At 38.9% G+C, this 14053-nt stretch carries 11 protein-coding genes, 2 tRNA genes, 2 rRNA genes and 2 pseudogenes; 15 read left to right on the top strand and 2 right to left on the bottom strand.

The genetic code is table 11. The annotated features are described in order from the left end of the window. Positions 1-136 precede the first annotated feature (136 nt). The 9 genes from AC6F8J_RS00640 to tsaD all read left to right on the top strand — a co-directional run bounded on the left by AC6F8J_RS00640 (position 137) and on the right by tsaD (position 9354). Positions 137-2290: a helix-hairpin-helix domain-containing protein gene (locus tag AC6F8J_RS00640; protein WP_500720316.1), complete on the top strand. Its 2154-nt coding sequence runs from the start codon at positions 137-139 to the stop codon at positions 2288-2290. Between the two features lie 42 nt (positions 2291-2332). Beyond that, positions 2333-2875 (top strand): YcxB family protein, encoded by a 543-nt coding sequence (locus tag AC6F8J_RS00635; protein WP_500720315.1) that lies wholly within the window; start codon positions 2333-2335, stop codon positions 2873-2875. Continuing rightward, positions 2856-3293, top strand: a complete 438-nt coding sequence (gene tsaE / locus AC6F8J_RS00630; RefSeq protein ID WP_500720314.1) for a tRNA (adenosine(37)-N6)-threonylcarbamoyltransferase complex ATPase subunit type 1 TsaE — start codon at positions 2856-2858, stop codon at positions 3291-3293. The genes AC6F8J_RS00635 and tsaE overlap by 20 nt, the downstream gene beginning before the upstream one ends. Beyond that, a complete protein-coding gene (gene tsaB, locus AC6F8J_RS00625) occupies positions 3294-4007 on the top strand; it encodes a tRNA (adenosine(37)-N6)-threonylcarbamoyltransferase complex dimerization subunit type 1 TsaB (protein WP_500720313.1) in 714 nt (237 codons plus the stop codon). Further along, on the top strand, positions 3994-4434 hold the full coding sequence (gene rimI, locus AC6F8J_RS00620; RefSeq protein WP_500720312.1) for a ribosomal protein S18-alanine N-acetyltransferase: 441 nt from the start codon (positions 3994-3996) through the stop codon (positions 4432-4434). Before tsaB ends, rimI begins: the two co-directional genes overlap by 14 nt. 99 nt (positions 4435-4533) lie before the next feature. Further along, positions 4534-6516, top strand: coding sequence for a transketolase (tkt, locus tag AC6F8J_RS00615; RefSeq protein WP_500720311.1), 1983 nt, complete (start codon positions 4534-4536; stop codon positions 6514-6516). Positions 6517-6720: 204 nt separating this feature from the next. After that, entirely contained in the window at positions 6721-7629 is a 909-nt protein-coding gene (locus AC6F8J_RS00610) for a ribonuclease Z (RefSeq protein WP_500720310.1), read from the top strand. Between the two features lie 102 nt (positions 7630-7731). Further along, positions 7732-8322 carry a DUF6715 family protein gene (locus AC6F8J_RS00605; RefSeq protein WP_500720309.1) on the top strand — a complete coding sequence of 197 codons (591 nt, stop codon included), beginning with the start codon at positions 7732-7734 and terminating at the stop codon, positions 8320-8322. A gap of 12 nt (positions 8323-8334) precedes the next feature. Beyond that, complete coding sequence (gene tsaD / locus AC6F8J_RS00600; RefSeq protein ID WP_500720308.1) at positions 8335-9354, top strand: tRNA (adenosine(37)-N6)-threonylcarbamoyltransferase complex transferase subunit TsaD; 1020 nt, start codon at positions 8335-8337, stop codon at positions 9352-9354. A 60-nt stretch (positions 9355-9414) separates the two neighbouring features. Here tsaD and AC6F8J_RS00595 read toward each other — a convergent pair. Both AC6F8J_RS00595 and AC6F8J_RS00590 read right to left on the bottom strand, forming a co-directional pair. Continuing rightward, positions 9415-10078 (bottom strand): annotated as a pseudogene (locus AC6F8J_RS00595) (transposase); the annotation flags it as partial. Positions 10079-10201: 123 nt separating this feature from the next. Beyond that, positions 10202-10347 (bottom strand): annotated as a pseudogene (locus AC6F8J_RS00590) (IS110 family RNA-guided transposase); the annotation flags it as partial. Between the two features lie 141 nt (positions 10348-10488). Here AC6F8J_RS00590 and ispD point away from each other — a divergent pair. From ispD to rrf, 6 genes are all read left to right on the top strand, one after another. Next, a complete protein-coding gene (ispD, locus tag AC6F8J_RS00585) occupies positions 10489-11184 on the top strand; it encodes a 2-C-methyl-D-erythritol 4-phosphate cytidylyltransferase (protein ID WP_500720307.1) in 696 nt (231 codons plus the stop codon). A gap of 14 nt (positions 11185-11198) precedes the next feature. Beyond that, entirely contained in the window at positions 11199-11402 is a 204-nt protein-coding gene (locus tag AC6F8J_RS00580; protein WP_500720306.1) for a hypothetical protein, read from the top strand. Positions 11403-11641: 239 nt separating this feature from the next. Then, positions 11642-11727 (top strand) — tRNA-Ser (locus AC6F8J_RS00575). 64 nt (positions 11728-11791) lie between these two features. Then, positions 11792-11879: transfer RNA gene (locus tag AC6F8J_RS00570), tRNA-Ser, on the top strand. A 262-nt stretch (positions 11880-12141) separates the two neighbouring features. Then, positions 12142-13671, top strand: a 16S ribosomal RNA gene (locus AC6F8J_RS00565). A 225-nt stretch (positions 13672-13896) separates the two neighbouring features. After that, positions 13897-14014, top strand: a 5S ribosomal RNA gene (gene rrf / locus AC6F8J_RS00560). Positions 14015-14053: the final 39 nt, after the last annotated feature.

Here is a 14053-nt window from a genome sequence, read left to right as displayed (position 1 = left end):
ACGCGTCCCCCTTCTTGTCATACTTAGCGAGATATGCTATAGTATTTATGCTTGATTAGAGGTCAAAACGGATAAGACAAATCCTGATTGCTTGGTAAAATGAATAATATGGATTATTTGGAATAAGGAGAAATGGATGGATATTTATAAGGCATTGCAGAAAGAATTTTCAATACAGAGTTGGCAGGTGGAAAACACAGTCAAGTTAATTGATGAAGGCAACACCATACCATTTATTGCAAGATATAGGAAAGAAATAACAGGATCATTGACCGATGAACTATTGAGAGATTTATTTGATCGTTTGTCCTATTTAAGAAATTTGGAGCAGAAGAAGGATCAAGTCATTGCCACGATTCAGGAACAAGGCCAACTGACAGATGCCCTTAAGATGAAAATAAATCAAGCACAAACCTTAGTAGAAATTGAAGATATTTATAGACCATATAGACCCAAAAAGAAAACAAGAGCCACTGTTGCAAAAAGTAAGGGATTAGAACCCTTTGCGATGTTTATCTTATTACAGCAGGAAAATATATCCATAGATGAAGAAGCAAAAAAATATGTGGATTCAGAAAAAGAAGTGCTAACAATTGAAGAAGCCATAGCCGGTGCCAAAGATATTATTGCAGAAAGTATAGCGGATGATGCTGACTATAGGAAATACATAAGAAATCAAAGCTTTGAACTAGGTATGATTCAATCTAAAGCAAAAAAGAATCAAGCGGCATCTGTTTTTGAGATGTATTACGATTATGAAGAAAGCATAAAGAAAGTAGCGCCACATAGGATTCTTGCCATAAATCGAGGTGAGAAAGAAAAGATACTGAATGTTAAAGTTATCGTACCGGAAGAACGGTTTGTTCAGTACTTGTGCCAAAAAGTGATAAAAAACTTAAACGGCACATACGCTGCCCCCTTAAGAGAAGCAATAAGTGATGCATATAAACGATTGATTGCGCCCTCAATAGAAAGAGATATTCGAAATGAGTTGAGTGAAAAAGCTGAAGAAGGTGCCATTGATGTTTTTGGGAAAAATCTTACCCAATTGCTTATGCAAGCACCTATATCCGGGAAAGTGGTTTTAGCACTGGACCCTGCCTTTAGAACAGGTTGTAAGTTTGCTATCATCACGGGAAACGGTAAGGTACTTGAAACCGGTGTTGTTTATCCAACAGAACCTCATAACAAAGTAGAAGAAGCAAAAATAAAATTAAAACCCTTGATAGAAAAACATAAAGTACAATTAATTGCCATAGGTAATGGTACTGCGTCTAGAGAAACAGAGCTTTTTGTGGCAAATATGTTAAAAGAAATTAAGGCAAACCTTCAATATATCATAGTTAACGAAGCAGGGGCATCAGTTTACTCAGCGTCAAAACTTGGAACAGAAGAGTTTCCAGAATTTGATGTGGCGCTTAGAAGTGCGGTATCCATTGGTAGAAGGCTTCAAGATCCTTTGGCCGAGCTGGTAAAAATCGATCCTCAAAGTATAGGTGTTGGGCAATACCAACATGATATGAATCAAAAAAGATTGGCCGAGGCATTGACAGGCGTGGTAGAAGATTGTGTTAACAAAGTAGGTATAGACTTGAATACAGCATCGCCATCACTACTTGCATATATATCCGGTATAAGCAAACCTTTGGCAAAAAACATTGTAGCTTATAGGGAAAAAGTAGGCGTCTTCAAAAACCGAAAAGAGCTATTAAAAGTACCTAAGTTAGGTCCAAAAGCCTATGAGCAATGTGCAGGTTTCTTGAGGATTCAGGGCAGTAAGAACATACTCGATCAAACAGGTGTTCATCCGGAAAGCTATGATGTGGTGACTAAGCTACTAGAAAAACTTGGCTTATCTTTACTGGACATCCATGAAAGAAAAGTCCAAATCAGTAAAAAAGTAAGTAATTTTGAAGTTTATGCAAAGGCGCTTGAGGTAGGGATTCCCACACTGACAGACATAGTCAAAGAATTAGATAAGCCAGGGCGTGACCCGAGAGATGAGATGCCATCTCCGATTCTACGTGTTGATGTATTGGAAATGAAAGACCTTAAAGAAGGTATGATATTAAAAGGCACTGTGCGAAATGTTATTGATTTTGGTGTTTTTGTTGATATTGGGGTACATCAAGATGGTTTGGTACATATCTCTCAAATGACGGACCGTTATATTAAACATCCTTTAGAAGTAGTATCCGTTGGGGACGTGGTTGAAGTACAGGTCATGAAAATCGAGATAGAGAAAAAACGTATAGGTTTAACCATGAAAATCAACAATGGTAAATCATAGAAGATGAGTAGGTGAATCATAGGAATAGTATAGGAGGTTGTTATGGCAAAAGAAATAAAGGTATCAGGGAAACTGATTGTAAAAGACGTGGTTACTTTCATGTTTTATCATAATTACAGCAGATGGGGTGGGCGCTTAACGGCACTGCTAGGTGTGGCTGGGCTTATATTGGCACCGATATTTTTAATCAATAAGGACATATTAAGTGCATTAATATTTGCCTTTTTAGCCTTAGCATATATTGTTGTAACACCTTTAGACTTCTATGCGAAAGCGAGACGTCAAATTCACATGAATCCTGTTTTTAAAAATAAAATGACTTTTATCTTTGATGAAGACATGTTGAAAGTAAAGCTTTATACTGGGGCATCACAAATTGCATGGCGAGATGTTATCAAGGTTGTTATGCTTAAAGAAATAATATTTGTTTATTTACAAGATAATCATGCTTTAATTGTTCCGAAAAGAAATTTCTTGAAAAAAGAGGATTATGATACAATTAGAAAACTTATAGAAGATAAAAAACTGTCTATACACAAGGATAAAAGAACGGAAGAAAAATTAAATGACCAAGATAATCTATGAATCAAAAACAGAAGCAGAAACCCAAGTTGTTGGGGAGACCTTAGGGAAGGCAGCAAAATCGGGTGAGGTATATTGTTTAGATGGAGAACTGGGTGTTGGCAAAACTGTTTTTACAAAAGGTTTTGCGAGAGGTCTACAAATCTATGATCATGTGACAAGTCCGACATTCACCATTTTGAATATATATGAAAATGGACGTTTGGATTTTCACCATTTTGACGTTTATAGAATAACAGATCTCTATGAGTTGGATGAAATTGGATATGAAGATTACTTCTATGGACAAGGTGTAACCATGATTGAATGGGCATCACGTATAGATGAACTCATTCCAAAAAAGGCCAAATACATTACCATTAAAAAGGACTTAAGCAAAGGCCTCGATTATAGAACTATTACCATAGAAGAAGGTGATTAAATGAAAGTGTTGGCAATAGAGAGTTCGGCGATGGTTGCAGGTGTAGCGATTATAGAAAACACTAAGATTATTGGCGAGTTTATTCTGAACAACAAAAAAAATCATGCACAAACGATTATGCCAATGTTAAACTCTCTTAAGAAACAGTTGAATTTGGATTTATCAACCTTGGACGCTATTGCAGTCTCAAATGGACCGGGATCTTATACCGGTCTTAGAATTGGTAGTGCCACAGCGAAAGGATTAGCACATGTGCTGGGGGTTCCAATCATTGGAATATCCACTATAGAGAGTATGGCTCATAACATTCAAGTAACAGATAGCATCATTTGTCCCATGTTGGATGCCAGAAGACAGCATGTTTTTTCGGGTGCTTTTGCATATGAGGATAATATATTGAAAAATATAATAACCATAGATCAAATGAGTGTGTTGGATATATTAGAAAAAATTAGTACGTACAATAACCCCATCCTATTTTTGGGAGATGGATTTGAAGCACATGAAAGTATTATTCGTAGCTATCTTTTGGAAGATAGAATTAGAGTTGCAAGGGCCATTGAGTTTTTACCAAGGGCAAGTACATTAGGTTTTTTAGCTATAGAAAAATATAAAAAAGGTGAATGGGAGGATTATTTGACCCATCAACCCAATTATTATAGATTGTCTCAAGCAGAACGAGAATATGAGGAAAAGATGAATGGAAATTCGTAAAATACTTGAAAAAGATGTAGAGCAGATACATGCTATAGAGTTGGAAGCTTTTTCATCGCCTTGGACAAGAGAATCTATTCTGATGGAAGTCATCAGTCCGAGAAGTCATTATCTTGTTATGGAGAATGAGGACGAAATAATTGGTTATGCAGGTTTGTGGAAAATATTTGACGAAGGACATATCACCAACATCGCAGTTAAAAAGGGTTTTCGAAACAAGGGATTAGGATTGCTCCTAATGGAAAAGCTTATGGACCATGCAGAAGAAAATCAAATCAAAAAACTGACACTTGAAGTAAGATGTAGTAATTTTCAAGCATTGAAGCTATATAAAAAGCTTGGTTTTGCTGAAGCGGGACGTCGGAAAGGTTTTTATGACCTTCCCAAAGAAGATGCCATTATTATGTGGAAAGAGCAACTTAAATAATATGAACAGTTTTTCACTTGAATTCCAAAAGAATTGTGATACAATGCTAGTGGAAGATGCTCAGAGTAGGAACTGACCATACATATCAAGGAGGTAATTATGAAGGAAATAGATACATTATTGATTAACAGTATTCGTATTTTGTCAGCTGAAGCTGTGCAAAAAGCGAATTCAGGACACCCGGGACTCCCTATGGGCGCAGCAGCCATGGCTTACGAATTGTGGGCTAACCACATGAACCATAATGGAAAAGATCCAAACTGGATTAATAGAGACCGTTTTGTCTTATCTGCCGGACATGGATCCATGTTGCTTTACTCATTATTACATTTGTTTGACTATGGACTGACCATAGATGATATTAAGTCATTTAGACAATGGGACAGTAAAACACCTGGGCATCCGGAATTCGGACACACAGTTGGTGTTGAGACAACAACAGGTCCGCTTGGTGCAGGATTTACAAATGCGGTTGGTATGGCCATGGCAGAAGCGAATCTTGCGGTCAGATTCAACAAAGATCAATTAGAGGTAATTAACCATTACACTTATACAATAGTTGGTGACGGTTGCTTAATGGAAGGCATTACCTCAGAAGCGGCATCCCTTGCCGGTACACTCAAACTTGGTAAACTTATTACATTATATGATTCAAACAGTATCACCATCGAAGGTAGCACGGACTTAGCTTTTACAGAAGATGTTGGCGCACGTTTTAGAGCTTATGATTGGGAAGTCTTTGAAGTTGAAGATGGAAATGACCCAGTAGCTATAGGCTTAGCGATAGAAAAAGCGAAGCAAAATCTTAACCAACCATCACTCATTATTATAAAAACATTAATCGGTCATGGATGCCCTGCTAAAGAAGGTAAGCACAGCGCCCATGGAGAGCCATTAGGCGATGATAACATTGCTGCAACTAAAAAGAATTTGGGTTGGACTGAGGCAGAGAACTTTACCTTGCCGAAAGAAGTCTATGAACACATGACAAGCATTAACAAAAAAGGTATTATAGCTCAAAAAGAATGGCAAAATAAGTATGAAGAATACAAGGGAAAATATCCGAAACTTGCTCTTGAACTTGAAAGCCAGCTAAACGATGAACAAGATTTAAGTGCTTTGGACGATGATGCCTTTTGGACATTTGATGAAAAACCAAATGCAACGAGATCTATTTCAGGAGAAGTCATACAAAAACTTGTCAAAATTATTCCAAACTTATTTGGAGGTGCAGCAGACTTAGCACCTTCAACCAAAACATATATGAATGGACAAGGCGATTTTTCGGCGGATCACTATGAAGGTATGAATATTCATTTTGGGGTTCGTGAATTGGCAATGGCAGGTATAGGCAATGGCATAAGTATTCACGGTGGCTTTAAAGCTTTTGTTTCTACTTTTTTTGTCTTTAGCGATTATATGAAGCCAATGGCAAGACTATCAGCAATCATGAACCAACCATTAACCTATGTTTTAACCCATGATAGTATTGGTGTAGGAGAAGATGGTCCAACCCATCAGCCAATAGAGCAGTTATCTATGCTAAGGACAGTACCAAATTTTACAACATTTAGACCGGCAGATGCTAAAGAAGTAGCAGCGGCTTGGTACTATGCTGTTACGAATAAGAATAGACCTACAGCTATTGTACTTACCAGACAGAATGTTCCTTATTATAAAGAAACAGGAAAAGAAGCTTTAAAAGGCGGCTATATCTTATCTGATTCTAATCAGTCAATCCCAGACTTGATTCTCATGAGTTCAGGCTCAGAAGTGGAGTATGTTTATGAGGCGGCAAAAAAACTAAGGTCAGAGGGTATGGATGTTAGGGTAGTCAGTATGCCGGCAATGAATCTTTTTGATGAACAATCAGCAGCCTATAAAGAAGCTGTATTACCAAAAGAATGTCGAAGGAGAATTGCCATTGAAGCAGGTGCAACAGCTATTTGGTATAAGTATGTCGGTTTAGATGGTAAAGTGCTTGGTATAGACACTTTTGGAGCTTCAGCACCAGGTTCGAAAGTATACGAAGCTTACGGTATTACAACAGATGCTGTATATAAAGCAGCAAAAGAACTATAAAACATTATAATAGCTGCCCTCCGGTTGATTGGTTCAACAAGAGAGGCAGCTTTTTTATAATTTTGATGCGCTAGAACCTTAGAGATATTTATGTTATAATATTGACACTAAAACCAATAGTAAATAAAATCGTTAAAGTTTCAAAACTAAGATTCTCTTAACAGTTCTGGCACTTTAACCAAGATTAGAGAGAGAAATAAAACTATGTTAGATTTATGTTTATTAGGAACAGGCGGAATGATGCCATTGCCCAATCGATGGTTAACATCCCTGATGACTAGATACAATGGTAGTAATTTATTAATTGATTGTGGTGAAGGCACCCAAATCACTTTAAAACAAAAAGGGTGGAGTTTTAAGGCAATTGATACCATTTGTTTTACACATTTTCATGGCGACCATACAAGTGGTTTACCTGGTTTACTCTTAACTATGGGGAATTCAGATCGAAAAGAATCTTTGAAAATCATCGGGCCTAAAGGTGTAAAAAGAGTTGTTAACGGACTTAGAGTGATCGCGCCTGAATTACCTTTTGAGATAGAGTTTGTTGAGCTTGAAGAGGATTTTAACCTTATTAATTATAAAGGTTATCAGATTGAAGCATACAAGTTAAACCATAAAGTGACCTGCTATGGTTATAATATAATTATCAATAGAACCGGAAAATTTGACATGGATAAGGCCAAAGCGGCAGATATACCAATCAAATATTGGTCAGTATTACAAAAGGGTGATTCAGTCCTTCATGAAGAGCGGTTATTAACGCCGAATATGGTATTAGGTGAAGAAAGAAAAGGCATTAAAGTAAGTTATTGTACAGATACAAGGCCAGTAGACAACATGGTCACACACATAAAGGAGGCGGATTTATTCATATGTGAAGGTATGTATGGTGATCCGGGTGAAGAAAACAAAGCAAAAGAATATAAGCATATGACCTTTTGGGAGGCAGCGGAACTGGCAAAATCGGCGCATGTAAAAATGATGTGGCTGACCCATTTTAGTCCGGCTCTTGTAAAGCCAAAAGATTTTGAACATGTGGCACAAAAAATATTTCCAAAAAGTTATGTGGCAAAAGATCGACAATCTATGACTTTAAAGTTCGAAGACTAGTTTCTTGACTCATATTTTACGCCGTTTTTCCGATATATTTATTGAAGGCTTAAAAGGCTAAGCCCCGCATATAAATGAAGTTGTTGTACAAGGAGGATATCTATGAGAAAGATTATTGCCGTGCTGATCCTAATAGGATTAGGTGCTTTATTGATTTTAAATCCAAGCATATACAACAAGAACAAGGAAGAAGAAGCCAAGCGACTATTTGATGATGTCATTGAAGAAAAAGAAATATTACCTTTGGCAAAAGCCAACACAGGTATATTGACATTTAATGTTGAAAAGCTTCAAAAGAGTCCTTATGAGATTATTAAATTTAACACGATGTTGATGAAAGTTATGTATTCAGGAAAGTTAACAGAAGAAGAAATCATATTACTTGCAAAAGTTCAACGGACTTATTATGCAGAAGCTTTATTAGAACTTAATCCAGAAGAAAAACATATGGCGAATATTGTTGAAGAGGTTCGAAGAGCCAATGAAGGTAATGATCACATTGTGGACTATAGAATTTTGTTGCCGGAGTATAGTCCAACAAATAATACATTAGCGTTTGTAAAAGTTGTGTTTATACCAAACAGCGTGGGGAAAAGTGAAAATATTCAACAACAATATGTATTGGAAAAATCGGATGGGCTTTGGTTTATTAAAGGTTGGGTCCCGGTTGACGATGCGATTACGATAGAATAGTAGGGAACAATAATGAAAGAAGAAAAAGAAATGATTATATTGGCCATTGAAACTTCATGTGATGAAACATCCGCAGCGGTAGTAAAAAATGGCAAAGAAATACTTAGTAATGCCATATCTTCACAAATAGAATTGCATGCAAAATTTGGTGGTGTGGTTCCGGAAGTGGCATCTCGTAAGCATGTTGAAAAAATGAATCCGATTATTGATGAAGCCCTGAACGCAGCAGGGATCATCTTTGCAGATCTAGATGGGGTGGCGGTCACCCATGGCCCTGGATTGATTGGTGCATTGTTGGTGGGCGTGGCTGAGGCAAAGGCGATTGCCTTTGCCCTTGATATACCCTTAATAGGCGTACATCATATTGAAGGTCATATATCTGCAAATTATATTGAGCATGATTTAAAACCACCTTTTTTATGTATGGTGGTCTCAGGTGGCCATACGCATTTAGTAGAAGTCAAAGATTATGGAAGTTATAGGATTATCGGACGAACCCGGGATGATGCCGTTGGTGAAGCCTATGATAAAGTAGCGAGAAGTATTGGGTTGGGTTATCCTGGTGGTCCCAAAATGGATTTATTAGCAAAAACGGGTAATGGGAAGGCAATAAACTTCCCAAGAACCTATTTAGAGCAAGGGTCTTACGACTTTAGTTTTAGTGGTATTAAATCGGCCGTCTTAAACTATTTAAATCAAATGAAAATGAAAAATGAGGCCATTAACACATCCGATGTGGCTGCATCTTTTCAAGAGGCGGTTATAGAAGTGATTACGAATAAGACAATGATGGCAGCGAAGAATCTAGGCATGAATAAAATAGCCTTAGCGGGTGGTGTCGCATCGAATAGCCGGCTTCGAGAAGAAATGCAACGGAAGGCGAAAGAAAATGGCTATGACCTCTATTATCCTTCACCAATTTATTGTACGGATAATGCAGCTATGATTGGTGTGGCAGCCTATTATGACTATAAAAACGGTATTCACCATGATATGTCACTTAATGCTTCATCCAATATTCAGTTTGGTTGAGATGACGATAGAAAAATCAACATGTTTAGTTTGCATGCCCGGAGATCATGAATAAGAGGGTAGTGCAGGTTTTAGGTAGACTCCGGCACGCGTTATTCTAACAGATTTTTTCTTACCAGCAGATTCGTTATTGCCGGGAGTTAGACCAGCCCAACAACACAAACGTTTAGAAGAAGAAAATTGAGACATATCTGTACCGATTTCAGAGATTATAGTAATAGCACTGCTACGTTTTACCCCTGGAATGGTACACAGTAACTGGACAGTATTTTCATAAGGAGCAATCAAAAAATCCAATTTAGTGTCTATATCGTTAATCGTAGATGTGATATAATCTAAATGTGTTCGGATAAGGTGCATGCGATATTTTTGAGAATCAGTCATCTGATACCCTTCGATAGAATCAATGACACTATCAGACTTTTTCTTAAGTGAACGAAAGAGTCTGGAAGAAATTAGTTTGTAGCGGTACCTAGTATATTCACGTAAAATACAAATGGATTTACAAGGAACAAAGCTACCAGGAACTAATCCTAATCGAAATAAATCCCCAATCCACTTAGAATCTTTGGTATCGTCCTTGTTACCTTTAACAGCTTTGACCCATTTGGGGTTGGCAATGGTGACGTTGATTCGTCTTCCAAGAGGTTAAAAACAGGGACCCAATATTTACCAGTAGATTCCATGCAAACATCGAAGCATTGATTTTCAATCAACCAATCTTGGTTAAAGGGTCAAAACTAAGTTTCACTAAATTCGCCTACCATATGTAGATTACGTTGATACATTCATAACTACATATGGTAGGTGAAAGTTCAACTATATAGTTTTGACGCCTTAACCAATCTTTGAATTGTAAAATAGAATTGTTGAATATGGAAAAACGTTTCTTTTGATAAGAAGGTGTAATGCCTGAAGTGGTTTTGATAATAGTAGCCACAAAAAAGCTTTGTGAACATCAATACCGCAACAGGTTTGATGAACAACTTTCATAAAAAAACTCCTTTCGTAAAAGATAAAGAAGCCATTGACTGCTTCGCCACACATTTAACTAGGTGTTAAAACAATTCTTAGTGTACGGTCTTATAGAGCCACTTATTTGTGCCGCCGCTTGGCGGCGGAATGGAGATTATTATGGAAATAAATGTAGTAATTCTAGCAGCAGGTATGGGAAGACGAATGCAACATCATCAAAACAAACAGTTTATTCAAATGGCAGGTTATCCGATATTGTATCATACGTTGATGATCTTTCAAAAAATAAAAGTAATTCACAACATTCTTCTTGTCGTGAGGGAAGATGAAATGTCCTATGTGGAAAAAAACATACTTACTCTAAATGATTTTTCAAAAGTCAAAAAAATGGTAAAAGGCGGCAAAGAAAGAGTGGATTCAGTTTACAATGCTTTAAGTTCTATTAAAGGTGAAGGACTGGTATTGATTCATGACGGTGCAAGACCGTTTGTCAAAGAAGAAGATATATTAAGACTCATTCAAATGACACTTAAGTGTAACGCTGCAGTTTTGGGTGTACCGGTAAAAGACACAATAAAAAGCGTTGATATAAATCATTGGGTTATAAAAACCCTGGATCGAAGACTATTATGGGCTGTACAGACCCCTCAAGCTTTTGAGCTGAATCTTATTAAACAAGCTTATGAAAGACGACATGATCATGCTAAGGATTTTTGGGATGACGCCATGTTAGTAGAAGAATTGATGAATCATGAAGTGAAAATGGTGGAAGGTTCCTATGATAATATTAAAATTACCACACCATCTGACTTAGCATATGGGGAATGGATTGCAAAGAACTTAACAAAAACTTAATTCTGGAGGATATTATGCCAAAAAGAAAGGAACAGGAAGCGTTGGACAAAGATGAGCGTATCAAAAAACATGTTAGGAGTCATCCAAGTCAAAATGAAAAAGGACTTTCACGGCTAAGTAGGATAGAGCCAAAACATAAACCCATGAAGAAAAAAAATATCAATCTTCTGGACACTTACGAAAAACATGGTGATGATTTCGAAGGCTATGAAGAGTGAATATTTTCATACATAGCACACTAGCTCGGAGTTATCTGACAACAAGAAATAGTAGTAGCATTTATAAGGTAATTATAGAAAAAAGAAGCGCTATAAGTCTTTATAAGAGCGGCTTTTAGATATTTTGCACTAAAAAAATGTTATAATTTGGTTTAATAAAAAAAAGAAGAAAAGTGTTGACACCATTAATGAGATATGATAAATTAATTAAGCGCCAGTCAGTGCGCAAGGATACATTTGGAGAGGTGTCCGAGTGGCTTAAGGAGCTGGTCTTGAAAACCAGTGATCCCGAAAGGGACCGTGGGTTCAAATCCCACCTTCTCCGCTGAAATCTTAATCATTAGATTTCAATAAATATAAGAAGTGCAACGTGTGTTTATTCAACGTTTGGAGAAGTACCCAAGCGGCTGAAGGGGCTCCCCTGGAAAGGGAGTAGGTCGTTAACGCGGCGCGAGGGTTCAAATCCCTCTTTCTCCGTTTAGTAACTTAAAAAAATGTTGAAATAGCATTGACTTAGCAAAATGGTTATGATATAATACTTTTCGCTGACCTAAACGGTTTGCAAGGTATAATTCAAGATTGAACATTGAAAACTGAACAGTAAACCAACCTATCAAAAAGTAATTTAAAACGGACGCTATGTAATTCATTATGTAGCAAAAGCAAGCTTGGTTTTTTAGTAACAAGAGCGCAAGCTCAAGTCAAAAAAAGACCAGCGAGTATTCTATAGCAAGAGATTAAACATGAGAGTTTGATCCTGGCTCAGGATGAACGCTGGCGGCGTGCCTAACACATGCAAGTCGAGCGAGAAGTCATGGCGTAATTCTTCGGAAGAGCAAAGTGACAGACAGCGGCGGACGGGTGAGTAACGCGTGGGTAACCTGCCTTATACTGGGGGATAACATTCTGAAAAGGATGCTAATACCGCATAAGCGCACAGCATCGCATGATGCCGTGTGAAAAACTCCGGTGGTATAAGATGGACCCGCGTCTGATTAGCTAGTTGGTGAGATAATAGCTCACCAAGGCAACGATCAGTAGCCGACCTGAGAGGGTGATCGGCCACATTGGGACTGAGACACGGCCCAAACTCCTACGGGAGGCAGCAGTGGGGAATATTGCACAATGGGGGAAACCCTGATGCAGCGACGCCGCGTGAAGGATGAAGGTTTTCGGATCGTAAACTTCTATCAGCAGGGAAGAAAATGACTGTACCTGACTAAGAAGCCCCGGCTAACTACGTGCCAGCAGCCGCGGTAATACGTAGGGGGCAAGCGTTATCCGGAATTACTGGGTGTAAAGGGTGCGTAGGCGGTAAAGTAAGTTAGGTGTGAAAGCCCGGGGCTCAACCTCGGGACTGCACTTAAAACTGCTTTACTAGAATACAGGAGAGGTAAGTGGAATTCCTAGTGTAGCGGTGAAATGCGTAGATATTAGGAGGAACACCAGTGGCGAAGGCGACTTACTGGACTGTGATTGACGCTGAGGCACGAAAGCGTGGGGAGCGAACAGGATTAGATACCCTGGTAGTCCACGCCGTAAACGATGAATGCTAGGTGTCGGGGGTCGAACCTCGGTGCCGCAGCTAACGCATTAAGCATTCCACCTGGGGAGTACGATCGCAAGATTGAAACTCAAAGGAATTGACGGGGGCCCGCACAAGCGGTGGAGCATGTGGTTTAATTCGAAGCAACGCGAAGAACCTTACCAGGTCTTGACATCCCTTTGACCGAACCTTAACCGGTTCTTTCCTTCGGGACAAAGGTGACAGGTGGTGCATGGTTGTCGTCAGCTCGTGTCGTGAGATGTTGGGTTAAGTCCCGCAACGAGCGCAACCCTTATCTTTAGTAGCCAGCACGTTAAGGTGGGGACTCTAGAGAGACTGCCGAGGATAACTCGGAGGAAGGTGGGGATGACGTCAAATCATCATGCCCCTTATGATCTGGGCTACACACGTGCTACAATGGTGGTAACAAAGGGAAGCGAAGCCGCGAGGTGAAGCAAACCCCATAAAAGCCATCCCAGTTCGGATTGTAGTCTGCAACTCGACTACATGAAGTTGGAATCGCTAGTAATCGCGAATCAGAATGTCGCGGTGAATACGTTCCCGGGCCTTGTACACACCGCCCGTCACACCACGGGAGTCGGAAGCACCCAACGTCAGTGACCCAACTCGTAAGAGAGGGAGCTGCCTAAGGTGAAATCGATGACTGGGGTGAAGTCGTAACAAGGTAGCCGTATCGGAAGGTGCGGCTGGATCACCTCCTTTCTAAGGAAGAAAGTGGAAGAAATTTATTTCTGAAGCTAAAAGTGAGCAAAGCTCACATGATGGAGATCAAAAACCTCACCGTGATAGATGAAAGCGATAGATTGGTTTGCTGTTGAGTGATTAACGTTTGGTCATATACGAAGACTAGGAAGAACAAGCTGCGAAGAAAACGCAGCTTGGAAAGCCGTAGTCGTAGTAAATGAATTAACGTAGGAATCTAAAAATTCTGGTGGCGATGCGACATATGGAAACACCCGTTCCCATACCGAACACGATGGTTAAGCATATATCGGCCGATGATACTTGGTTGGAGACGACCTGGGAAAGTAGGTGGCTGCCAGATTTAAAAAACAAAGAACTCTAGAGGCAACTTTGGAGTATT

The sequence above is a fragment of the Petrocella sp. genome, assembly GCF_059865615.1.
The sequence above is the reverse complement of the archived record's forward strand: the minus strand, read 5'-3'. Positions and strand labels throughout refer to the sequence as shown.

Excerpts from the sequence above, each read along its gene's own strand:
- AC6F8J_RS00640 (WP_500720316.1), top strand. The coding sequence starts at position 137 with ATGGATATTTATAAGGCATTGCAGAAAGAATTTTCAATACAGAGTTGG.
- AC6F8J_RS00635 (WP_500720315.1), top strand. The coding sequence starts at position 2,333 with ATGGCAAAAGAAATAAAGGTATCAGGGAAACTGATTGTAAAAGACGTG.
- tsaE (WP_500720314.1), top strand. The coding sequence starts at position 2,856 with ATGACCAAGATAATCTATGAATCAAAAACAGAAGCAGAAACCCAAGTT.
- tsaB (WP_500720313.1), top strand. The coding sequence starts at position 3,294 with ATGAAAGTGTTGGCAATAGAGAGTTCGGCGATGGTTGCAGGTGTAGCG.
- rimI (WP_500720312.1), top strand. The coding sequence starts at position 3,994 with ATGGAAATTCGTAAAATACTTGAAAAAGATGTAGAGCAGATACATGCT.
- tkt (WP_500720311.1), top strand. The coding sequence starts at position 4,534 with ATGAAGGAAATAGATACATTATTGATTAACAGTATTCGTATTTTGTCA.
- AC6F8J_RS00610 (WP_500720310.1), top strand. The coding sequence starts at position 6,721 with ATGTTAGATTTATGTTTATTAGGAACAGGCGGAATGATGCCATTGCCC.
- AC6F8J_RS00605 (WP_500720309.1), top strand. The coding sequence starts at position 7,732 with ATGAGAAAGATTATTGCCGTGCTGATCCTAATAGGATTAGGTGCTTTA.
- tsaD (WP_500720308.1), top strand. The coding sequence starts at position 8,335 with ATGAAAGAAGAAAAAGAAATGATTATATTGGCCATTGAAACTTCATGT.
- ispD (WP_500720307.1), top strand. The coding sequence starts at position 10,489 with ATGGAAATAAATGTAGTAATTCTAGCAGCAGGTATGGGAAGACGAATG.
- AC6F8J_RS00580 (WP_500720306.1), top strand. The coding sequence starts at position 11,199 with ATGCCAAAAAGAAAGGAACAGGAAGCGTTGGACAAAGATGAGCGTATC.